General features: G+C 36.5%; 16 protein-coding genes. 13 read left to right on the top strand and 3 right to left on the bottom strand.

Annotated features, from left to right (window positions below; translation table 11 throughout):
• Nucleotides 1-14: 14 nt before the first annotated feature.
• Nucleotides 15-1,340: a cation:proton antiporter domain-containing protein gene (locus ACEN2N_RS02595; protein WP_441822848.1), complete on the bottom strand. Its 1,326-nt coding sequence runs from the start codon at nt 1,338-1,340 to the stop codon at nt 15-17.
• 220 nt (nt 1,341-1,560) lie between these two features.
• Between ACEN2N_RS02595 and rimP the strand changes: the two genes are divergently transcribed.
• Genes rimP through infB form a run of 3 tightly spaced genes read left to right on the top strand, consistent with a single transcriptional unit; the run spans nt 1,561 to nt 6,183 of the window.
• Nucleotides 1,561-2,022: a ribosome assembly cofactor RimP gene (gene rimP / locus ACEN2N_RS02590; RefSeq protein ID WP_441822847.1), complete on the top strand. Its 462-nt coding sequence runs from the start codon at nt 1,561-1,563 to the stop codon at nt 2,020-2,022.
• Between the two features lie 12 nt (nt 2,023-2,034).
• Nucleotides 2,035-3,267 carry a transcription termination factor NusA gene (nusA, locus tag ACEN2N_RS02585; protein WP_423997709.1) on the top strand — a complete coding sequence of 411 codons (1,233 nt, stop codon included), beginning with the start codon at nt 2,035-2,037 and terminating at the stop codon, nt 3,265-3,267.
• A 42-nt stretch (nt 3,268-3,309) separates the two neighbouring features.
• On the top strand, nt 3,310-6,183 hold the full coding sequence (infB, locus tag ACEN2N_RS02580) for a translation initiation factor IF-2 (RefSeq protein WP_441822846.1): 2,874 nt from the start codon (nt 3,310-3,312) through the stop codon (nt 6,181-6,183).
• Nucleotides 6,184-6,236: 53 nt separating this feature from the next.
• Here infB and ACEN2N_RS02575 read toward each other — a convergent pair whose 3' ends face one another.
• On the bottom strand, nt 6,237-6,608 hold the full coding sequence (locus ACEN2N_RS02575; RefSeq protein ID WP_441822845.1) for an SPOR domain-containing protein: 372 nt from the start codon (nt 6,606-6,608) through the stop codon (nt 6,237-6,239).
• A gap of 231 nt (nt 6,609-6,839) precedes the next feature.
• Between ACEN2N_RS02575 and ACEN2N_RS02570 the strand changes: the two genes are divergently transcribed.
• The 9 genes from ACEN2N_RS02570 to ACEN2N_RS02530 all read left to right on the top strand — a co-directional run bounded on the left by ACEN2N_RS02570 (nt 6,840) and on the right by ACEN2N_RS02530 (nt 19,579).
• The gene (locus tag ACEN2N_RS02570; RefSeq protein WP_441822844.1) at nt 6,840-8,210 is read left to right on the top strand and encodes a c-type cytochrome; all 1,371 of its coding nucleotides are present in this window, start codon (nt 6,840-6,842) and stop codon (nt 8,208-8,210) included.
• A 35-nt stretch (nt 8,211-8,245) separates the two neighbouring features.
• Nucleotides 8,246-11,368 carry a TAT-variant-translocated molybdopterin oxidoreductase gene (locus ACEN2N_RS02565; protein ID WP_441822843.1) on the top strand — a complete coding sequence of 1,041 codons (3,123 nt, stop codon included), beginning with the start codon at nt 8,246-8,248 and terminating at the stop codon, nt 11,366-11,368.
• Nucleotides 11,369-11,400: 32 nt separating this feature from the next.
• Complete coding sequence (nrfD, locus tag ACEN2N_RS02560; RefSeq protein WP_441822842.1) at nt 11,401-13,146, top strand: NrfD/PsrC family molybdoenzyme membrane anchor subunit; 1,746 nt, start codon at nt 11,401-11,403, stop codon at nt 13,144-13,146.
• A gap of 2 nt (nt 13,147-13,148) precedes the next feature.
• Nucleotides 13,149-13,679: a DUF3341 domain-containing protein gene (locus ACEN2N_RS02555; protein ID WP_441822841.1), complete on the top strand. Its 531-nt coding sequence runs from the start codon at nt 13,149-13,151 to the stop codon at nt 13,677-13,679.
• Nucleotides 13,680-13,681: 2 nt separating this feature from the next.
• The gene (locus tag ACEN2N_RS02550) at nt 13,682-14,242 is read left to right on the top strand and encodes a c-type cytochrome (RefSeq protein ID WP_441822840.1); all 561 of its coding nucleotides are present in this window, start codon (nt 13,682-13,684) and stop codon (nt 14,240-14,242) included.
• 15 nt (nt 14,243-14,257) lie between these two features.
• The gene (locus ACEN2N_RS02545; RefSeq protein WP_441822839.1) at nt 14,258-15,592 is read left to right on the top strand and encodes a quinol:cytochrome C oxidoreductase; all 1,335 of its coding nucleotides are present in this window, start codon (nt 14,258-14,260) and stop codon (nt 15,590-15,592) included.
• A 32-nt stretch (nt 15,593-15,624) separates the two neighbouring features.
• On the top strand, nt 15,625-16,728 hold the full coding sequence (locus ACEN2N_RS02540) for a cytochrome c oxidase subunit II (RefSeq protein WP_441822838.1): 1,104 nt from the start codon (nt 15,625-15,627) through the stop codon (nt 16,726-16,728).
• 60 nt (nt 16,729-16,788) lie between these two features.
• Nucleotides 16,789-18,618, top strand: coding sequence for a cytochrome c oxidase subunit I (locus ACEN2N_RS02535; protein ID WP_441822837.1), 1,830 nt, complete (start codon nt 16,789-16,791; stop codon nt 18,616-18,618).
• A gap of 133 nt (nt 18,619-18,751) precedes the next feature.
• Nucleotides 18,752-19,579, top strand: a complete 828-nt coding sequence (locus tag ACEN2N_RS02530; protein WP_441822836.1) for a GIN domain-containing protein — start codon at nt 18,752-18,754, stop codon at nt 19,577-19,579.
• Here the strand turns inward: ACEN2N_RS02530 and ACEN2N_RS02525 are convergent.
• The gene (locus ACEN2N_RS02525) at nt 19,576-21,840 is read right to left on the bottom strand and encodes an acyl-CoA dehydrogenase family protein (RefSeq protein ID WP_441822835.1); all 2,265 of its coding nucleotides are present in this window, start codon (nt 21,838-21,840) and stop codon (nt 19,576-19,578) included. The two genes, ACEN2N_RS02530 and ACEN2N_RS02525, sit on opposite strands and share 4 nt — an antisense overlap.
• 130 nt (nt 21,841-21,970) lie before the next feature.
• On the opposite strand from ACEN2N_RS02525, the gene ruvB reads away from it, so the two are divergent.
• Complete coding sequence (ruvB, locus tag ACEN2N_RS02520) at nt 21,971-22,993, top strand: Holliday junction branch migration DNA helicase RuvB (protein WP_441822834.1); 1,023 nt, start codon at nt 21,971-21,973, stop codon at nt 22,991-22,993.

Here is a 22,993-nt window from a genome sequence, read left to right as displayed (position 1 = left end):
AACTTAGAGATATTTTAAATAATGTCTTCAGTATTAGTCTGTGGTGGTTTTTCGTTTTCTTGTTCTAATAGTTCTTGGGATTCCGATTCTCTTAGGGCATCCTCAGCTAAATTTCTTTCGGTGATTTCTTCGTCTATTTCGTCAAGCATAGTTCCCATTTTGCGTTTATCGCGAATCATTGCCCATGTCATAACTAAGCTGGTGGCAATAATTACAAATAATAGAATGCCAGAGTCAAAACCTTTAATCTGTGCTTCTATTGGTATGGCGTAGAATAATAATACCGTTATTAATCCTCTTGGTGCAATAAATAATTGCGGAAGCATATCCTTGCCAACAAAAATAACAAGTACTAAAAAGCGTATGATGTAGATAGATGCTATAATGAGTAAGCTAACAGTGGCTACGTTAAGGCTGAGTAGTGATGATAATACAATGGTAATTCCAAATATTACAAAGAAGAAAGTACGTACTACAAATGCTGTTTCTAGGGTAACAATGTGTAGTTCATGATAAATTTGTTGCATCCGTTCTTTCTCTAAAAATATTTTAGTTTTACCGGGGAAGAACAGATTTACATTTTTTACAATTAATCCAAAAACAAGAATAATGATTAAAGATGATAGGTGCATTTTCTTGCCAATGGCGTATAGTAAAAGCAAAACAGAAATAAGTAAGAATAGTTTAGCTTGGCTTTTTATACGTTGAAAAACAAGTATGATAGCATAACTGGCTACCAAAGCGATTATAATGGTGATAATTATATTGATTCCGAAACCAGCTGCACCGGTGTCTTCTGCAGGGTTCAGTTTGCCAGTTAAAAAGTAGAACATCATTATGCCCATAATGTCAGAAAAGGTGCTCTCGTAGATATGGAATTCTTTTTTCTCTTCACTCAGTTCGCCTACGCTAGGTATAATTATAGCGCTAGACAATATAGAAAGCGGGGTTGCATATAGCCAAGCAGATTGCATGGTCATATTGGGTATAAATTGATAAAGTATTAAAGCGGCAATGTACGCAGAAGCTACGAGCCCTATTAGTGCGATGGCCATAGATTTAAGAATAGGCCATAATTTTTCTCTTTTCAGTTCAAGTTCTAAAGCGGCTTCTAAAACAATCATTATAAGCCCCACTGTTCCTAATATTTCTAAAGAACCCTTAAAGTTGGGCACTTCTGGAATAAAGAATTCAAGACCAATTTTAATAAGTATACCTAATACTATAAGCATGAGTACGGCAGGTATGTTAGTCTTTTTAGATATGCCGTTAAAGAAAAAAGATAGTACAACAATTAAAGAGGCTCCAATAATAAGGTTGTAAGATGAAAGAATTTCCATTAAGTACTTTTTGGTTGGTGTTTGGATAAAAATAAGATAATTTTTAAAAGAGGTTAATTTTTCTTTCGCTACTATTTTATTTGATTCTTTTAATAGTGAATGAATTAGGTGTAAATAGGCTATTGTAGGAAATTAAAATTGTTGTATATTTGCAAAGCTGAAAGGATATAAAAGTATTCATGAGGGGACAATTAGTCCCCTCTTTTATTACTTATTATTTATGCTAAAGGAAAAAGTAAAAGAATTATTGGAACAAGGTCTTCAAGAAGACCCCTCCCTGTTTTTAATCGAATTCACAATGGGTGCAGATAATAGCATTCATGTTGTAATAGACGGTGACCAAGGGGTTACGGTTAACGATTGTATAAAAATAAGTAGGGCTATTGAAAATAATATAGATCGTGAAGAACACGATTTTTCTCTTGAGGTAGCCTCTGCTGGTGCAGCCGCGCCATTAGTTATGCCGCGTCAATATTTAAAGAATATTGGCAGAAAGCTTGAAGTTCGTACGAACGATGATAAGTTTGAGGGAGATTTGACCGAAGTAAAAGATGACTCTATTATTTTAGAGTGGAAGGAAAGAGAGCGCAAACCTGTAGGAAAAGGTAAGGTGACGGTTCAGAAAAAAGAAGAAGTAAATTTTTCAGATATTATTAAAGCGAAAGTTGTATTAAAATTTTAATTGTAATTACCAATGGAGAATATTGCGTTAATTGAATCTTTCTCAGAGTTTAAGGACGATAAGTTCATAGACAGGGTGACATTGATGGCCATTTTGGAAGATGTTTTTAGAAATGCGCTGAAAAAGAAGTTTGGTTCAGATGATAACTTCGATATAATTATCAACCCAGATAAAGGGGATTTAGAAATTTGGAGAAACCGTATTGTTGTTAACGATGGTGAGGTCGAAGAGCCAAATGAAGAAATTTCATTAACTGCAGCTCGTAAAATTGAGCCAGATTTTGAAGTTGGTGAAGATGTATCTGAAGAAGTTAAATTGATCGACCTTGGAAGAAGAGCTATTTTGGCGTTACGTCAAAATCTTATTTCTAAGATTCATGAGCATGATAATACAACGATATACAAGCACTTTAAAGATTTAGAGGGTGAGATTTATACTGCAGAGGTGCATCATATTCGTCATAAGGCGATTATTTTGTTAGATGACGAGGGTAACGAGATTATTTTACCAAAAGACAGGCAAATACCTTCTGATTTTTTCAGAAAGGGAGATAATGTAAGAGGTATTATTGAAAGTGTAGAATTAAAAGGTGCAAAACCTACTATTATAATGTCTAGAAGTTCACCTAAATTTTTGGAGCAATTATTCTTTCAAGAAATCCCAGAGGTGTTCGATGGTTTAATTACTGTTAAGAAAGTAGTAAGAATACCAGGTGAAAAGGCTAAGGTTGCTGTAGACTCTTATGATGATCGTATTGATCCAGTTGGTGCCTGTGTGGGTATGAAAGGATCAAGAATTCACGGTATTGTTCGTGAATTAGGTAATGAAAATATCGATGTTATTAATTGGACAGCTAACCCGCAATTGTTAGTGACCAGAGCATTGAGTCCGGCAAGAGTTTCTTCGGTTAAGTTAAACGAAGAGAAGAAAACGGCACAAGTTTACTTGAAGCCTGAAGAGGTGTCTAAGGCAATAGGTAGAGGTGGGCATAATATTAGATTAGCTGGTCAATTAACTGGTTATGAGATAGATGTGTTCCGTGAAGGAGTAGAGGAAGATGTTGAATTAACAGAATTCTCTGATGAAATCGATGCTTGGATTATTGAAGAATTCAAGAAGATCGGTTTTGATACCGCTCGTAGCGTCTTAGAACAAGATGTTGCAGATTTGGTGAAACGTACAGATTTAGAAGAGGAAACAATTTTAGAAGTTGTGCGTATCCTAAAAGAAGAATTAGAAGATTAGCTATATATTAGCACTTAAATAAAAGAACGGGAATCAGTATTTATGGCAGACAATGCGAAAATAAGGCTTAATAAAGTTCTTCGTGAACTTAATATTTCCTTGGATAGGGCAGTGGACTTTCTTAACGGAAAAGGACATGATGTGGAAGCGAGGCCTACCACAAAAATTTCCGATGATGTTTATCAGGTTTTGCTTGACGAATTCCAGACGGATAAAAGTAAAAAAGTGGCATCAAAGGAAGTTGGTGAGGAGAAGCGTAAGGAAAAAGAGGCAATTCGAGTTCGATTAGAAAAAGAACAAGAAGATCGTCGCTTGTCCCGTGAGCGAAGAAACTCTGAAACTGATGACAAAACTTTGGTTGGCAAAGTTGAACTTGCCGGTCCTAAAATGGTGGGTAAAATTGACCTGAATCCTAAGAGAAAGGTTGAAGAAGCTCCTGTTAAGGAAACTCCGAAAGTAGAGGTAAAGGCAGTGCCTAAGGTTGAAGAAAAAACTGCTCCTGTAGTAGAGATTAAAGAAACCCGAAAGGTTGTTTTACCAGGTCCAAAGATAATATCTCAAGGGGTTAAGAATCCTGAGGTACCTAAAGAACAGCCAAAAGCTGAGACTCCGAAAGTAGAGGCGCCAAAAGTTGAGGAAGTTAAAAAGGTAGAGGTTAAAGCTGAGAAGCCTAAAGAACCTGTAGTAGAAGTTGCTCCTGAACCAGAAGCACCGACAACTATAGAAACCCAATACCAAAAGTTGACTGGTCCTAAAATTGCTGGTGAGAAAATTGATCTTAGCAAGTTTGAGAAGCCTAAGAAAAAGAAAGAAGAGAAAAAGCCTGCTGATAAAGCTGGTATTGATCGTAAAAAGAGACGTAGAAGAATTGTTACTAAGAATCCTTCAGGTCCTGGTCAAACTAGAGGTCCGGGTTCGGGTCTTGGTTCAGCTCCTCGTACTGGTAATACGGTTGATAGAAATAAAGGTAGAGGAAGATTTGCACCTGTTGCAAAGGTTGAACCTACTGAAGAAGATGTACAAAAACAAGTACGTGAAACCCTAGAGAAACTTCAAGGTAAATCTAAAAAGGGTAAGGGTGCTAAATATAGAAGAAGTAAAAGAGATCAGCACCGTGAGCAAACGGAAAAAGATCTTGAACAACAGGAATTAGAGAACAAGGTTCTTAAAGTAACTGAGTTCGTTACTGCAACTGAAGTTGCAACTATGATGGGTGTTTCTACTACGGAGATTATTTCTGCCTGTATGTCTTTAGGTATCATGGTAACTATGAATCAGCGTTTAGATGCTGAAACATTGTCTATCGTTGCTGAAGAATTTGGTTATGAAGTAGATTTCGTTACTGGAGATATTGAAGAAAGTATCGTTGAAGAGAAAGATGCTCCTGAAGATTTAAAACATAGAGCTCCTATTGTAACGGTAATGGGTCACGTGGATCACGGTAAAACATCTTTATTGGATTACATTCGTGAAGAAAATGTTATTGCCGGTGAAAGTGGTGGTATTACACAGCACATTGGTGCATATGGGGTTACCTTAGAGAAAGGAGAGCGAATTGCTTTCTTAGATACACCTGGTCACGAAGCGTTTACCGCGATGCGAGCTAGGGGTGCTCAAGTTACCGATATTGCAATTATTGTAGTTGCTGCCGATGATGATATTATGCCGCAAACTAAAGAGGCAATTAGCCATGCACAAGCTGCTGGTGTGCCAATTATATTTGCTATAAATAAAATCGATAAGTCTACAGCTAACCCTGATAAGATTAAAGAAGGTTTAGCACAAATGAACTTGTTAGTAGAAGATTGGGGTGGTAAAATTCAATCACATGACATTTCTGCCAAAACAGGTTTAGGTGTAAAAGAGTTATTAGAAAAGGTATTGCTTGAGGCTGAGTTGTTAGAGTTAAAGGCAAATCCTAATAAGAAAGCTACAGGTACGGTTGTAGAAGCTTTTTTAGATAAAGGTAAAGGATATGTTTCTACTGTTTTAGTACAGTCTGGAACACTTAAAATTGGAGATTATGTATTGGCTGGTACCACTAGTGGTAAGATTAAGGCAATGCAAGATGAAAGAGGTAATATCGTAAAAGAAGCCGGGCCGTCTACGCCAATATCTATATTAGGTCTTGATGGTGCTTCACAAGCTGGTGATAAGTTCTACGTTTTAGAAGATGAACGTGAGGCTAAGCAAATTGCTTCAAGAAGATCTCAATTACAACGTGAGCAGTCTGTTAGAACGCAACGTCATATTACACTTGATGAAATCGGACGTAGAATCGCCTTGGGTGATTTCAAAGAACTTAACATTATTCTTAAAGGTGATGTTGATGGTTCTGTTGAAGCGCTTACAGATTCTTTCCAGAAATTATCTACCGATGAAATTCAAGTAAATATTATTCATAAAGCAGTTGGACCTATTACAGAATCAGATGTGCTATTAGCTTCTGCTTCAGATGCAGTTATTATTGGTTTTAATGTAAGACCAATGGGTAATGCTAAAGCGATTGCTGAGAAAGAGGAAATTGATATCCGTATGTATTCTATTATATATGCTGCGATCAATGATCTTAAAGATGCAATGGAAGGTATGTTGTCTCCTGAAATGAAAGAAGAGATTTCTGGTACAGCTGAGATAAGAGAAACATTCAAGATTTCTAAAATTGGTACTATTGCAGGTTGTATGGTTACTAGTGGTAAAATCTTTAGAAATTCTAATATTCGATTAATACGTGATGGTGTTGTAATATACACTGGTACATTATCTTCATTGAAACGATTTAAAGATGATGTTAGAGAAGTTGCAAAAGGATATGACTGTGGACTTCAAGTTAAAAACTACAATGATATCATTGAAGGTGATATTGTAGAAGCTTTCCAAGAAGTTGCTGTAAAGAAGAAGTTGAAATCTAAATAGATTCTAAAAGGTGATATTTGTATCCCTTTTAAAAATAAGCAAAAAAAATCGACCTATTTGGTCGATTTTTTTGGTTTTAATAACATGGCGTCAGGGTACTTTATTCTTACCTCGTTGAACTTTCGTTCTGCATCTAATTTCGAAGTAAACCTTCCTACTCTAACTCGGTATGTTGGTGAGTCGAAATCTATTTTTGAAGACAAATCAGGAAAATCCTCTTCTACATTTGCTTTTATAGCTTGTGCTTTCGCGTAGTTTCCAAAACCGACCTGTATTCTGTAATATTCATTATTGCTTAGAGAAGATTTGTAGATTTCTAGCAATTGGTCAATTTTCGGGTTTTGTTCAATGTTAACATTTGCACCTTGCGCATAGCTAAAGTGAGCAAAACAAGCAAAAACTACGATGGTACTTAGAATTTTCATAACCTATTTTTAATTTTATTTTCGTTACACACAAAAGTAATTTATTAAGGATCAAACAAATAAATCAGGATCTATTTAGAATATTTCTAAATTGTAAATTATAGATACATTAACATTTTGCGAATAAAGTCTATGTCGTATTTTTGTATTCGATTTAGGCATTTGGTGGATTATAATTGGTTTCATCTATGACCAAAATCATGCCAAGATTCCGATAGAAATATTCGATATATGAAAAAGGTTCCAAACCGAAATCAGTTTTCTAAAATTTTAGGTTTATCCCTAATAGCTTTTTTGCTTTTTGTAAGTCCGTTAACAGCGCAGGATGAACCTGCTGCCGAAGCTGCAACTACTGAGGTAGCGGCTGGTGCAGGAGACGCTAAAAATGGTAAGGCATTGTTCAATCAGAACTGTGCTGCCTGTCATGCGTTGAATCGTAAGATGACCGGGCCTGCATTAGAAAATGTAGAAAGTAGACTAAGTGAAGATGAAGGCTTAGGTAAAGAATGGTTATATGCTTGGATTAAGAATAGTCCTGGTGTTATTAAATCAGGAGATGCTTATGCTAACAAAATTTATGCAGAGTACAACCAGGCTGCAATGACTGCTTTTCCAACGTTGTCTAATAGTGATATTGATGATATATTAGCATATACCGCTGCTGCTCCGGCTGCTGCACCTGCTGCAGTTGCAGGTGATGTTCAGACTGCTGCTGCAACTGATGGTTCTGCTGGTGTTTCTAACGAAATCATTTTAGGTGCTTTGGTGCTTGTATTCGGTTTGTTGGTGGTTATGTTGTTGTTAGTGAATAAAACTTTACAACGTATAGCTCAGGCAAACGGTATTGTTGTTGAGAAAGACAAAGCAGCAAAAAGAACTCCAATTTGGAAAGCTTTTGCACAAAATCAATTTTTGGTTTTGGTAACTGCAATCGTCTTATTGTTAGGTAGTGCTTATTTTGCTTATGGTTGGATGATGCAAGTTGGTGTTGACCAAGGTTACGCGCCTATTCAACCAATTCATTACTCACATAAAATTCATGCAGGTGATAATAAGATTGAGTGTAAGTACTGTCACTCTTCGGCAAGAGTTTCCAAGCATTCAGGTATTCCGTCTCTAAACGTATGTATGAATTGTCATAAATCAATTTATGAGTATACTGGTAATCCAGAAGGTCCTTCGCAAGAAGATTTGGAAAATGGTTATACTAACGAATTCTATACTGGTGAGATTAAGAAATTATACAAGGCAGTTGGTTGGGACGAAGAAGGTCAGAAATATACTGGCGAAAGTCAACCTGTAGAATGGGTTAGAATTCATAACCTTCCTGATTTTGCTTATTTCAACCACTCTCAGCACGTTTCTGTTGCAGGTGTTGAATGTCAAACTTGTCACGGTCCTGTAGAAGAAATGGAAATTATGTATCAATACTCTCCATTAACAATGGGGTGGTGTATTGACTGTCATAGAGAAACAAACGTGAAAGTTGAAGGTAACGAGTATTACGAGAAAATTCATGCTGAGCTATCTAAGAAGTACGGTGTAGAGAATTTAACAGCTGCTCAATTGGGTGGACTGGAATGTGGTAAATGTCACTATTAATAATAATTTAAAGAAGCTAATTACAGATAATACGTATGGCATCAAACAAAAAATATTGGAAGAACGAAGCGGAGTTAAATCCTAACGATTCCATTGTTGAGGCGCTAAAGCAGAACGAATTTGTAGAGCAGATTCCTGTGGATGATTTCTTGGGTGACAAGGAAACTTTGTCTAATACAAGTACAAATCGTAGAGATTTTTTGAAGTATGTTGGGTTTAGTACCGCAGCAGCTTCATTGGCAGCATGTGAAGGTCCGGTTGTAAAATCGATTCCTTATGTAGTATTGCCAGAAAATATAGTACCTGGTGTTGCTAATTACTACGCAACAACTATTGCTAACGGATTTGATTTTGCAAGTATCTTAATCAAAACACGTGAAGGTCGTCCTATTAAAGTTGAGAATAATACCTTGGCTAAAATTGGTGGTTCGGCAAATGCAAGAGTTCAAGGTTCTGTTCTTTCGTTATATGATAGTACAAGATTACAAGGACCATTGGCTAATGGTGAGCCTGTTGAATGGGATGTATTGAATGCAGCGGTAAAAGCTAAGATGGGTGGACTTAAGGGTTCGGCTAAAAAAATAGCTATACTGACGCAAACATATGCAAGTCCATCTACTGATAGGCTTATGGCTGATTTGGTAGCGGCTAACGAAAATGTTGTTCATGTTACTTATGACGCAATTTCTGAAGATGTTGCTTTAACGGCATTCGAAAATAAATATGGTGAGCGTGCTTTAGCGGATTATGATTTCGAAAAAGCAGGTCTTATAGTTTCTTTTGGGGCTGACTTTATTGCCGATTGGCAAGGAGGTGGTTATGACGCAGGATATTCTAGAGGTCGTGTACCAAAGAATGGCAAAATGTCAAGACACGTGCAGTTAGAGGCGAATATGTCTTTAACCGGTGCAAATGCAGATAAGCGTGTGGCTATGAAGCCAAGTGCTCAAAAGGTCGTTTTGGCTAAATTATATGGAAAATTAATGGGTACTTCAGTAGGTGGTAACACTTCTGAGTATGATGCATTGGTTGATTCAATAGCTGCAGAAATAAAGAAAGCGGGTTCAAGTGCAGTTGTCGTAACTGGTTTAGATGATGTTAATGCTCAAGCTGTTGTTTTGGCAATTAACGAAATGATGTCTAGTAAGGCATTTGATGTTACTGCACCTAGATATGTTAGAAAAGGTAATGTTAAAGCGGTTAATGCTTTAATTGCCGATATGAAAGAAGGTAGAGTTGGTGCTTTGTTAATGGATGGGGTAAATCCTGTGTATTCTTTGCCAAATGCTGCCGATTTCAAAGAAGGTTTGTCCAAAGTAGATCTTACCGTAGCATTTTCTACAAACTGGAACGAAACTACAGAAGCTGTTCAATATGTAGGTTCTGCGAATCACTATCTGGAATCATGGGGTGATATTGAAATTAAAAAGGGGCATTATAGTTTAATGCAGCCTACTATAAAAGAATTATTTGATACAAAGCAGTTTCAAACCGTAGTTTTAGAATTACTAGGAAGCGAGCAAACGTATTACGATTATATAAAAGATACTTGGTCAAGCGCTGTTTTAAACGGAGCTAGTTGGAACCAGGCATTACAAGACGGTGTTTTCAGTACAGACACTATGGTGGTTAATGCTGAAGGTACTGCACAGAATGTAGTTGCTGCAGTAGTAGAGCCTACCGAGGTTGTATCAAATACTTCAATGGCTTCGGCTGTTCGTAGTTTGGCAAATACCACTAGTGATGGAATGGAACTTACCTTGTATTCAAAAGTTGGTATGGGTGATGGTCAGCAAGCAAGTAACCCTTGGTTGCAAGAATTCCCCGATCCAATTTCAAGAGTGTCTTGGGATAACTATGTAACTATTTCTAAAGCAGATGCTGTTGAGTTAGGTGTAGAGAACGTAAATGTTGCTAATGGCGGTATGGACGGTAGCTATGTGAAACTTACTGTTAATGGTGTTAGTTTAGAGAAGGTTCCGGTTGTAGTTCAGCCAGGTCAAGCAAAAGGTACTGTAGGTCTTTCTTTTGGTTACGGTAAAAAGGTAGGATTGAAAGAGGATATGCAAACTGGGGTTAACGCCTTTGCTTTGTATGATGGTTTCAATGCTAATCAATCTGTAAGTGTAGAAAAAGTTGCTGGTAACCATGAGTTTGCTTGTATTCAATTACATAAAACCCTAATGGGTAGGGGAGATATCATTAAGGAAACTACCTTAGAGATATTCAATACTAAAAATCATGCTGAGTGGAATGAGGTTCCTATGGTTTCTTTAGATCACCAAGAGGTTCCTGCTACATCTGTTGATTTATGGGATAGCTTTGATCGTACCATCGGGCATCATTTTAATATGTCGATTGATTTAAATGCTTGTACCGGTTGTGGTTCATGTGTTATCGCTTGTCATGCGGAAAATAACGTACCAGTTGTTGGTAAGGCAGAAGTTAGAAAATCAAGGGATATGCACTGGTTGCGTATCGATAGATACTATTCTTCAGAAGAAACTTTTGAAGGTGATAATGAGAAGAAAGATGGTTTTGATGGCTTATTTGGTGATGCTGGTTCATTAGGCGGTTTTGGGGAGTTAGAAGATCCTTCTGCAAATCCTCAAGTTGCTTTTCAACCTGTAATGTGTCAACACTGTAACCATGCGCCTTGTGAAACTGTTTGTCCAGTAGCGGCAACATCACATGGTAGACAAGGTCAGAATCAAATGGCTTATAACAGATGTGTAGGTACTAGATATTGTGCAAACAACTGTCCTTATAAAGTGCGTAGATTTAACTGGTTCTTGTATAATAACAATGATGAGTTCGATTTCCATATGAATAACGATTTGGGTAAAATGGTATTGAACCCAGATGTAAATGTTCGTTCTAGAGGTGTTATCGAGAAATGTTCTATGTGTATTCAAAAAACACAAAAAACTATTCTTGATGCTAAAAGAGATGGGCGTGTTATTGTTGACGGAGAATTCCAAACAGCTTGTTCTTCTGCATGTAGTAATGGAGCCATTGTATTTGGTGATATTAATGATGAGAAGAGTAAAGTAGCAGAATTAAAAGCGAGTGACCGTATGTACCACTTATTGGAGCATGTAGGTACTCAACCAAATGTTTTCTATCACGTCAAGGTTAGAAACACCAACGAAGCATAAACAATAGAAGAAAGTAATTATAACAAAAGTCTATGGCGTCGCATTACGAAGCACCTATACGTAAACCCCTAGTTATTGGAAATAAAGGCTACCACGATGTAACTGTGGATATTGCCGCTCCAGTAGAAGGCAGAGCAAACAAGCACTGGTGGATAGTTTTTTCCATTGCCTTAGTGGCATTTCTTTGGGGAGTAGGTTGTATTATTTATACGGTCTCTACCGGTATCGGTACTTGGGGTCTTAACAAAACTGTTAACTGGGCTTGGGATATTACCAACTTCGTTTGGTGGGTAGGTATCGGTCACGCTGGTACATTGATCTCAGCTGTATTATTATTGTTCCGTCAAAAATGGAGAATGGCAATTAACCGTTCTGCAGAAGCGATGACAATTTTCTCGGTAGTTCAAGCAGGTTTGTTCCCGATTATTCACATGGGTCGTCCTTGGTTAGCCTACTGGGTACTACCAATTCCGAATCAATTTGGTTCTTTGTGGGTAAACTTTAACTCGCCGCTTCTTTGGGATGTATTTGCGATATCAACATATTTGTCTGTTTCATTGGTATTCTGGTGGACAGGTTTACTTCCTGATTTTGCAATGATTCGTGATAGAGCTGTGTTACCTTTTCAAAAGAAAATATATAGCTTATTAAGTTTTGGTTGGAGTGGTCGTGCTAAAGATTGGCAACGTTTTGAAGAGGTATCTTTGGTACTTGCAGGTCTTGCAACACCATTGGTATTATCAGTACACACCATTGTATCTTTTGACTTTGCTACCTCGGTAATACCTGGTTGGCATACAACAATCTTTCCACCTTATTTCGTTGCAGGGGCTATCTTTTCTGGTTTCGCGATGGTGAACACGTTATTGATTATAATGAGAAAGGTTTGTCATTTGGAGAACTATATCACTGTTCAGCATATAGAGTTAATGAACATCGTAATCATGCTTACAGGTTCTATTGTAGGTTGTGCTTATATTACAGAGTTGTTCATGGCTTGGTATTCTGGTGTTGAATATGAGCAATATGCATTCTTGAACAGAGCAACCGGACCTTACTGGTGGGCATATTGGTCAATGATGACTTGTAATGTATTCTCTCCACAGTTTATGTGGTTCAAAAAATTAAGAACTAGTATCATGTTCTCTTTCTTTATTTCTATCGTAGTAAACATAGGAATGTGGTTTGAAAGATTCGTGATTATCGTAACCTCTTTACATAGAGATTACCTTCCTTCTTCTTGGACAATGTTCTCGCCGACATTTGTTGATATCGGTATATTTATTGGTACTATAGGTTTCTTCTTTGTATTGTTCTTACTATATGCTAGAACATTCCCTGTAATTGCTCAAGCGGAAGTAAAATCTATCTTGAAGGCATCGGGTGAGAAGTATAAGACATTAAGAGATTCTGGTAAACCTATGTATCAAATTACAAAGTTAAAAGCAGAAGTTAGAGAACCGATTACCGATGATGTTTTAATGGGTGAAGTAGTTCCTAAGGTAGGAGATAAAATAGGAGTGTCAGAATTGTTAAGTGCAGTAGGTACTTTTGATGCAACTACACAAGTAGCAGATAATTTGAAGAAAGTAAAAGGTATCGGACCTCAAATGGAAGCTACCTTAAATGAAATAGGAATTTACACTTTTGCTCAAGTTGCTAGAATGACAGAGAGTGAATACAACTTGTTAGATTCTATTACCGGTTCTTTTCCAGGAAGAGCACAACGTGATGACTGGGCTGGACAAGCAGCAATTTTATTAAATAACAAAAGATAAATATGGCATCTAAAGTTATACACGCTTTTTACGATGATGATGACGTGCTAATGCTTGCCGTTAAGAGGGTCAAAGCAGCAAAGTTTCATATTGAAGAGGTATTTTGTCCTTTTCCTGTACACGGGTTAGACAAAGAAATGGGGTTAGCTCCAACTAGATTGGCGATAACAGCCTTTTTATATGGTTGTGTAGGTATTACTGTGGCAACTGTTATGATGAATTATATTATGATAGAAGATTGGCCTCAAGACATTGGTGGTAAACCAAGCTTTAGCTACCTTGAGAACATGCCAGCATTTGTGCCTATTATGTTCGAATTAACGGTTTTCTTCGCAGCTCACTTAATGGTGATTACTTTCTATCTAAGAAGTAGATTATGGCCATTTAAAGAAGCAGAGAATCCAGATGTAAGAACCACGGATGATCATTTTTTAATGGAGATTGAAATCCATGACAACGAGCAAGAATTAAGAGATTTATTAATCGATACTGGTGCAGTAGAAATTAATGTTTCAGAAAAAAACAGTCATTAAATATGAACAGTTTTAAGAAATTAGCAATACTATTCGGTTTAGCGATCGTAGTGACTTCATGTCAGAGTAAAGGTTCTCGTAACTATCAGTACATGCCTAATATGTATGAGTCTGTTGGTTATGAAACTTATGGTGAGGCAGACTTTTTGCCAAATCAATCAGAGGCTATGTTACCACCTGCGAATACGATTAATAGAGGATGGTTGCCTTACGAAATTGAGAATTCACCAGAGGGTAAAGAATTGGCAAGATTACAATTCAGTCCTTTAGATTCAATGAATGTTGAAAAGAACATGGCAAAAGGCGGACAGTTATATACTATCTACTGTGCAATTTGCCACGGTGATAAAGGTGACGGGCAAGGTACTCTTGTAAAAAGGGAAAAGATACTAGGAGTTCCTAGTTACGCTGACGCAGTAAGAAACGTGACCGTAGGATCTACATATTACACAATCCATTACGGATTGAATTCCATGGGTTCTTATGCATCTCAAATGAATACAGAAGAGATGTGGCAAGTATCTGAATATGTAATGAAACTGAAACAAGATTTAACCAAATAATAGGTAAACAATACTATGTATACGTTTTCAAATAGACTTAAAATAGCTTCCATTGTTCTAATGATTGTTGGTGCATTAGGAATCATTGGCGGATTTGTTATGGCTCCTGGAACTATAGCAGAGGCAAAAGAAATGGTAGCAAGTCATGACGGAGGTCATGGTGATGCCCATGCAGCTGAAGCTGAACATGCAAATAAAGAAAATGATCATGCTGTTGCTGAAGCACATGGTGAAGAACATGGTTCTTCTCATGACCAGCATTTGTTAGATCAATTACAGAATAGACCTTGGGCGGCATTATATGTTGCGGCGTTCTTCTTTTTTATGATATCATTAGGGGTATTGGCGTTTTACGCTATACAACGTGCTGCACAAGCAGGGTGGTCTCCATTGTTGTTCAGAGTTATGGAGGGGATTACTTCTTACTTGGTTCCTGGTGGAATCATAATATTTGTGATATTACTTCTTTCTGTACTTCATATGAATCATTTGTTCATTTGGATGGATGAAAGTGTAGTAGCACATGATGCATTACTTAAAGGTAAAGCGGGATATTTAAATCCTACGTTCTTCTTAATAAGAGCGGCTATATTTTTAGCTGGTTGGATTGGGTATAGAGAATACTCTAGAAAATTATCAATAGCACAAGATGCTTCTGATGATGATTCAAACTTTAAATTGAACTTTAGAATATCTGCTGGTTTCTTAGTATTCTATTTGATTTCAGAGTCTATCATGTCTTGGGATTGGATTATGAGTGTAGAACCACATTGGTTCAGTACATTGTTTGGATGGTATATATTTGCAAGTATGTTCGTATCAGGTATTACGGTTATTGCAATGGTAACTATCTATTTGAAATCTAAAGGTCATTTGCCAGATGTTAACAACAGCCATATTCATGATTTAGCTAAATTCATGTTCGGTATTAGTATCTTTTGGACATACCTATGGTTCTCTCAATTTATGCTGATTTGGTATTCTAACATACCTGAAGAGGTAACGTATTACGTAAGTAGAATTGCAGACTATAGATTGCCTTTCTTTGGTATGGTAGCTATGAACTTTTTGTTCCCAGTTCTATTATTAATGAATAGTGACTACAAGAGAATCAATTGGTTCGTAATTTTAACAGGTATTGTAATTCTTGCAGGTCACTATATGGATATCTTTAATGCTATAATGCCTTCTACCGTTGGTAAGAATTGGTATATCGGTATTCCTGAAATTGGCTCTGTATTGTTTTTTGCAGGCTTATTTATATTTTGGATTTTTAGAGCGATTTCAACACAACCGCTACAACCAAAAAGAAATCCTTTTATTGAAGAAAGTAGACACTTTCATTACTAGTAATTAAGTAAAGTATAACATTTATATATACAATGACGACATTATTAACTTTAGCTGTACTTGTTCTTGTAGCCATTGCCATTTGGCAATTGACTAAAATATTCGAATTATCTCAGCTTAAAACTGAACAGCACCAAATAGCATCGGATAGCGATAATAAGAATAACGGATACATGTTATTCGCATTCTTGGTATTCATATACGCAATTACAATTTTTAGTTTCTGGCAGTACGGTAAATTTTTATTACCTGAAGCTGGATCTGCACATGGTGAGGAGTATGATAGCTTGATGTTGGTATCAATGGTTATCATATTTATTGTACAGACACTGACACAGGCATTACTACACTACTTTGGTTATAAGTATTCTGGTAAAAAAGGTCAGAAGGCATTGTTTTATGCTGATAATGACCGTTTAGAGTTTATCTGGACCATCATTCCTGTAATTGTTTTGGCAGGTCTAATTCTTTGGGGATTATACACTTGGACAACTATTATGGATGTCAATGATGAAGATGATCCTTTAATTGTTGAGCTTTATGCACAACAATTTAACTGGACTGCTAGATACGGTGGTGGAGATAATGTTTTAGGAGGTGCTAACGTTAGAATGATCGATATCGATAAAGCAAATGTATTAGGTTTAGATGAAGCTGATACGTATGCACATGATGATGTTATTGTTAAAGAATTACATTTACCAGTTGGTAGAAAAGTGAACTTTAAAATGCGTTCTCAAGATGTATTGCACTCGGCTTATATGCCACACTTTAGAGCTCAGATGAACTGTGTGCCAGGTATGATTACTGAGTTTTCATTTACTCCTATATACACGACAGAGGAAATGAGAATGAATGAAGATGTAGTAGACAAGGTGAAAAGAACCAATAAGATACGAGCAGAGAAAGCTGTTAGTACTGGAGAGGCAATTGACCCTTGGGAATTTGATTATATCTTACTTTGTAATAAGATTTGTGGTAAATCTCATTACAATATGCAAATGAAGATAATTGTAGAAACTGAAGAAGAGTATAATGAATGGATGAAAGGTCAATCAACATTTGCTGAGACGGTAATGAAAGATGAGGCCAGCCCTGCATTCAATACTGTAGATGAAGTTTCAATAGGAGAGTAATTTTTATTCTCAATTAGACAAAGCTATAATAAGAAAATTAATAAAAACCAGATTACGATTATGTCAGCAACAGCACATGCACATGTAGATGATCATGCACACGACGATCATGGACATCATCATAAAGAAACTTTTGTAACGAAGTATATCTTTAGCCAAGATCATAAAATGATCGGAAAACAATACTTTATTTTAGGTGTATTGGTTATGGGATTCATCGGTATTGCAATGTCTTTATTATTTAGAATGCAATTGGCTTGGCCAGGTGAGGCTTTTCCAATATTTGAAGCTCTTTTAGGAAAATGGGCGCCAGGTGGGGTTATGGATGCTGATGTTTATTTAGCATTGGTAACTATGCACGGTACCATTATGGTATTCTTTGTTCTTACCGCTGGTTTAAGTGGTACGTTCAGTAACTTATTGATTCCATTACAGATTGGTGCTCGAGATATGGCATCAGGCTTCTTGAACATGGTTTCCTTTTGGTTATTTGCATTAGCTTCTTTAATTATGATTACATCATTATTTGTAGAAGCAGGACCGGCAGCAGCTGGTTGGACGATTTATCCTCCATTAAGTGCACTACCAATGGCACAACCAGGTTCTGGTTTAGGTATGACTTTATGGTTAAGTTCAATGGCAATATTTATTGCTTCATCTCTTTTAGGGTCTTTGAACTATATTGTAACGGTTATTAACTTAAGAACTAAAGGAATGTCTATGACAAGATTGCCATTAACAATTTGGGCTTTCTTTGTAACGGCGATTATAGGTGTTGTATCTTTCCCGGTTCTATTATCTGCAGCATTATTATTGATAATGGATAGAAGTTTCGGTACTTCTTTCTTCCTTTCTGATATTTTTATTCAAGGTGAGGTATTGCATTATCAAGGTGGGTCTCCGGTATTATACGAACATTTGTTTTGGTTTTTAGGGCATCCGGAAGTTTATATCGTGATTTTACCTGCAATGGGATTAGTATCTGAGATTATGGCTACTAGTGCACGTAAACCAATTTTTGGTTACCGTGCTATGATTGCTTCTATATTGGCAATTGCTTTTCTTTCAACCATTGTTTGGGGTCACCATATGTTTATTTCTGGTATGAATCCATTTTTAGGATCTGTATTTACATTTACAACTTTGTTAATTGCGATACCTTCAGCGGTAAAGGCGTTTAACTGGATAACAACGCTATGGAAAGGTAATCTACAGTTAAATCCTGCCATGTTGTTTTCTATTGGTTTTGTATCTACTTTTATTACAGGTGGTTTGACAGGGATTATACTAGGGGATAGTACTTTAGATATTAATGTACACGATACATACTTTGTAATTGCTCACTTCCACTTAGTAATGGGTATCTCAGCACTATATGGTTTATTTGCAGGTGTATACCATTGGTTTCCTGTAATGTTCGAAGGAAAGCTATTGAATAAGAACTTAGGATATGTCCATTTTTGGGTAACTGCAGTTTGTGCGTATGGCGTATTTTTCCCAATGCATTTTGTTGGTATGGCAGGTGTACCTAGAAGATATTATGAAAATACTGCTTTTCCAATGTTTGACGAGCTTACAGATATACAAGTATTAATGACCGTATTTGCTATCATTGCAGGTGCTGCTCAATTAATCTTCGTCGCTAACTTTATCTACAGTGTATTCTATGGTAAGGTAGGTCCTGTTAACCCATGGAAATCTAATACATTAGAATGGACAGCTGAACAAAAGCATATTCACGGTAACTGGGCAGGTGCTATTCCTAAAGTTCATAGATGGTCTTATGATTATAGTAAAGTTGATGAGAATGGAGAATATTACATTCCAGGTCAAGATTACATTCCTCAACATATTCCATTACAGGAAAACGAAGAAGAAATGAGCCATTAAGAGTTCATGTTTTATATAAAAGCCCAACTAGGAATAGTTGGGTTTTTTTTTGCAATCTTATTAAGATATTACTAAGTTGTTTTATTATTAGTCAAAATTAAATACCTTCAATTTTTAAATAGAAGTTTAGATTATGAAAAAGTTCACCCTACTTATTATTGTATTGATTATATCATCTAGTGCATATTCGCAACGTAAACCCAAAATAAAGGGTAATAAAAACGTGGTTGAAGCACGTGAAGATTTAGAGCCTTTCAGCGCTATTGAATTGGTTGATGATCTAGATATTGTTATTCAAAAATCAACTAATGATGGCTATGCCTTAGAAGTGGATGATAACCTAATAGATGTTCTAAAATTTAATGTTGATGATGGTGTTTTGAAGATTTCATCATTCTATAATATCACATCGAAGAAAAAACTAGAAATAACCATTTTCTTTCAAGAGCTAAGTAGTATTAAAATGCTAAATGGTAAAATTAGTATGAAAGACGTTATTTCTACTGATAGGCTAAGAGTGCAAACTTTTGGTACATCTAGATTAGAATTAAACGCAACTGCCGACATTATGGATATTACGATGGAAGAAATAAGTTCAGGTGATTTTAATTTAGCCAGTGACTCTTTAAATATCACGTTGAAAGATAGAATAGATGTAAAATTATATACCACTGGTGCTAGCAATAATATTTATATGTATAAAAATGCATCTGCCAAAATGGAAGGTACAGCCGATTTTTTAATGGCAAAACTATATGGTAATAGTTCTCTAAAGGCATCTGATCTTCAAGCTAACGATGTTTTGTTAGTTACCGAAGATGCACCAGATGTAGAAGTTAGAGCATTAAATACATTACAACTAAGTTCTAAGGGTGGTACTAGAACTAAGCTATATGGTGAGCCACAGATTACCATTTTAGATTTTCTAGATACCTCGCGATTAGAAAAAGAGAGGAACTAATTTGATATAGGTGCGGTCATTAAGTGGTCTGGTATTCCGAAACCATCGACTAGGCTATCTAAATGCGGCCTCAGTTCTGTACATAAACGCTCCACACGTTGTCGTATCGCTTTTGACTTTGTTCCACTAATGTAGCCTTGTTCTAAATACCACGAAGCATCTTTCCTTATTTCTTGAAGTGCATATAGTGTACCTAGTTTTTCAAATAGTTCTTTATACTCTGGGTCGGTAATTGTGTTTGTATGGGCTATAAAAGACTTATATGCCAACTCTGCGCTGTAAGCCTTGCCAAGTGTCATTAAATGGGTCTGAACCTTTAAGAATGCTTGATAAGAGGGTATTCCTTTTTTGATATATCCTCTAATACGCATGGCAATCGTATAAGTCAATCTTCTTGTTCTGTGCTCAAAGGCATGAACATGAAATTTAGGATTGTACAAATGGTCTTTGTCTGTCTTATTGGTATATAGCGGATTTATGGTAGAAAGCTTGTCGCTCAATTGCGAACTCAATAATTTTAAAACGGTTGAAAAGCCTGCACTGTTGAATTCAGCTTTAAAATCTGAAAGTACGCCTTTGGCAGCTAACTGCAGTAAAACGTTATTATCGCCTTCAAACGTGGTGAATATATCTACATCGCCTTTTAAATCTGCAATTCTGTTTTCTAAAAGATAACCTTTGCCGCCACAGGCTTCACGGCATTCTTGAATAGTATCGTTTGCATACCAAGTAATGATAGATTTTAAACCAGCTACTTGTGTTTCTATCTGTCTTTTGTCTGGTCGCGATTCATCGCAATAAAGTGCCATCATTTTATCTAATGTTACATGATAAACGTATGCACTGGCAACTAGAGGTGTTAATCGTAATTGATGTGATGGGTAATCCATCAATAGATCTTCTTGTATTTTTACACTGTCATTGAATTGCCTTCTTTTTAAAGCATGCTTAATAGCTACTGTTAAAGCATATTTCGCCCCGCCTAAACCTGCTCTAGCAACACATATTCTACCACCTACTAAAGTGCCCAGCATGGTAAAGAATCGTTTATTCGGGTTTTTAATTTCTGAATAGTATTCTCCATTACCTAAAATTGTACCATACTTATTTAGCAAATTTTCTTTTGGTACCTCAACTTGGTTAAACCAAATCTTACCATTATCAACGCCGTTCAGTCCGAGTTTATAGCCGTTATCTTCGACTGTTATACCCGGTAGTAATTCATGTTGTTCATTTCTAAGAGGAACAAGAATTGCATGAACTCCTTCATTTTTTCCATTGATAATGAGTTGGGCAAAAACAGACGCCATTTTAGAATGTATAGCATTGCCGATATATTCTTTGTTGTCATTTTTTCCAGGAGTATGTATAACAATAGTTTCAGTTTTCTTATTGTAAGTTGCCGTAGTTTTTATTCCGCGTACATTGGATCCGTGTCCGGTTTCGGTCATAGCAAAGCATCCTAATAGTTCTGCTTTTCCTGTTGCGGTTAAATAGTGGTCATGGTGTTTTTTGGTGCCCAGTTTTTGAATACTTCCTCCAAACAACCCAAATTGTACACCAAATTTTATAGCTAAACTCCCGTCTACCCACATCATATTTTCGAAAATGGTGGCATAACCCTCCATGTCATTAGTACCGCCATAGTCGTTTGGGTAAGCCATTGCACCATAACCTTTATCCGCTAGAAATTCTACTTGTTTTAGTACATGATTTCTAAACTCTTCTTTGTTACGTCGAACTTCCCATGAAAATATAGGGTCGTTTAAAACTGACCTGAAAGAATCTATAACTTTAGCATGTTCACCTTTTAAAATTGAGTCTATAGCTTGTGCCGAATATTGAGAAGATTTTTTTTCTAAATCGATATGAACCTCAAATAAATGATTGTAATGATTGGGTTGAATACCCAGGTTTATTTCAATCTTTTTAATTTGATCATTGAACAAGATGTCATTATGATAATGCGATGCTACTTTTTGGCTGAATGCAGTTAGTGGATATGTTTCATGTTCTACCAACTTTACATTGCTATTAATGATCAATTGTTTCCAAGACTTAAACAACTCGTTCTTTGGCGGATTTTTGACATTCATCCACGCTTTAAGTTGTTTTTTATCATCATTCGATAAGGTGCTATCTTCGGAAATGGCATTCTCAACGACATTTATTTCTGATGCCGACAGCAGGTCATCTGACCATATAATATAAAAGACCGGAATATATTGTAAAACCTGTGCAGTGTAATTTTCTTTTGTCATGCTATGAAATTACAAATTTAAGTTAGAATACTCATGAGATTTTAATGCTTCATTTAAGTAGGTATATAAATTTAATTACCTGATATGTTAGCTGTAAAGTTATCTCGTGTTTGTCTATCTTTGTTAGTGTATGAACGAGTATTTAGACCCATCTGCTGATGGTTTCTCTAATGAGGAACTAGACATTGAAAGAGCATTAAGACCCATAAATTTTGACGATTTTACGGGTCAAGAACAGGTGCTTGAAAACCTTAAGGTTTTTGTTGAGGCTGCAAATAGAAGAGGCGAGGCATTGGATCATACCTTGTTTCATGGTCCCCCAGGTTTGGGTAAGACCACGTTGGCAAATATTCTTGCCAACGAGCTTGGTGTAGGTATAAAGATTACTTCTGGACCTGTTTTAGATAAACCTGGCGATTTAGCCGGACTCTTAACCAACTTAGACGAGCGAGATGTTTTGTTTATTGATGAAATACACCGACTAAGCCCCATTGTAGAGGAATATTTATATTCTGCAATGGAAGATTATAAGATTGATATTATGATAGAATCTGGCCCAAATGCCAGGTCTGTGCAGATTAATTTGAATCCGTTTACTTTGATTGGTGCCACCACCCGTTCTGGATTATTGACTGCGCCGATGCGTGCTCGATTTGGTATTCAAAGTAGGTTGCAATATTATTCTACCGAATTACTTTCTACCATTGTTGAGCGTAGTGCAGAAATTTTACGCGTGCCTATTTCTCAAGATGCAGCCATAGAAATTGCCGGAAGAAGTAGAGGTACGCCTAGAATATGTAATGCGCTATTAAGAAGAGTACGCGATTTCGCAGAAATTAAGGGTAATGGGTCGATTGATATGGGAATTTCAAAATTCAGCTTAAAGGCATTAAATGTAGATGCACATGGACTAGATGAAATGGACAACAAAATTCTAACGACTATTATTGATAAATTTAAAGGTGGTCCTGTTGGCATTAGTACCTTGGCAACAGCTGTTTCTGAAAGTGCAGAAACTATTGAAGAAGTTTATGAGCCCTTTTTAATTCAGCAAGGGTTTATTATGAGAACTCCTCGTGGTCGTGAAGTAACCGAATTGGCATACAAACACCTAGGAAGGGTAAAAGGAGGAATTCAACCCGGCTTATTTTGA

The organism is Maribacter spongiicola (assembly GCF_052119685.1).
GTDB classification, from domain to species: domain Bacteria; phylum Bacteroidota; class Bacteroidia; order Flavobacteriales; family Flavobacteriaceae; genus Maribacter; species Maribacter spongiicola_A.
Note: the sequence above shows the minus strand (reverse complement) of the source record. Positions and strands in the feature narration are given on the sequence as shown.

Excerpts from the sequence above, each read along its gene's own strand:
- ACEN2N_RS02595 (WP_441822848.1), bottom strand. The coding sequence starts at position 1,340 with ATGGAAATTCTTTCATCTTACAACCTTATTATTGGAGCCTCTTTAATT.
- rimP (WP_441822847.1), top strand. The coding sequence starts at position 1,561 with ATGCTAAAGGAAAAAGTAAAAGAATTATTGGAACAAGGTCTTCAAGAA.
- nusA (WP_423997709.1), top strand. The coding sequence starts at position 2,035 with ATGGAGAATATTGCGTTAATTGAATCTTTCTCAGAGTTTAAGGACGAT.
- infB (WP_441822846.1), top strand. The coding sequence starts at position 3,310 with ATGGCAGACAATGCGAAAATAAGGCTTAATAAAGTTCTTCGTGAACTT.
- ACEN2N_RS02575 (WP_441822845.1), bottom strand. The coding sequence starts at position 6,608 with ATGAAAATTCTAAGTACCATCGTAGTTTTTGCTTGTTTTGCTCACTTT.
- ACEN2N_RS02570 (WP_441822844.1), top strand. The coding sequence starts at position 6,840 with ATGAAAAAGGTTCCAAACCGAAATCAGTTTTCTAAAATTTTAGGTTTA.
- ACEN2N_RS02565 (WP_441822843.1), top strand. The coding sequence starts at position 8,246 with ATGGCATCAAACAAAAAATATTGGAAGAACGAAGCGGAGTTAAATCCT.
- nrfD (WP_441822842.1), top strand. The coding sequence starts at position 11,401 with ATGGCGTCGCATTACGAAGCACCTATACGTAAACCCCTAGTTATTGGA.
- ACEN2N_RS02555 (WP_441822841.1), top strand. The coding sequence starts at position 13,149 with ATGGCATCTAAAGTTATACACGCTTTTTACGATGATGATGACGTGCTA.
- ACEN2N_RS02550 (WP_441822840.1), top strand. The coding sequence starts at position 13,682 with ATGAACAGTTTTAAGAAATTAGCAATACTATTCGGTTTAGCGATCGTA.
- ACEN2N_RS02545 (WP_441822839.1), top strand. The coding sequence starts at position 14,258 with ATGTATACGTTTTCAAATAGACTTAAAATAGCTTCCATTGTTCTAATG.
- ACEN2N_RS02540 (WP_441822838.1), top strand. The coding sequence starts at position 15,625 with ATGACGACATTATTAACTTTAGCTGTACTTGTTCTTGTAGCCATTGCC.
- ACEN2N_RS02535 (WP_441822837.1), top strand. The coding sequence starts at position 16,789 with ATGTCAGCAACAGCACATGCACATGTAGATGATCATGCACACGACGAT.
- ACEN2N_RS02530 (WP_441822836.1), top strand. The coding sequence starts at position 18,752 with ATGAAAAAGTTCACCCTACTTATTATTGTATTGATTATATCATCTAGT.
- ACEN2N_RS02525 (WP_441822835.1), bottom strand. The coding sequence starts at position 21,840 with ATGACAAAAGAAAATTACACTGCACAGGTTTTACAATATATTCCGGTC.
- ruvB (WP_441822834.1), top strand. The coding sequence starts at position 21,971 with ATGAACGAGTATTTAGACCCATCTGCTGATGGTTTCTCTAATGAGGAA.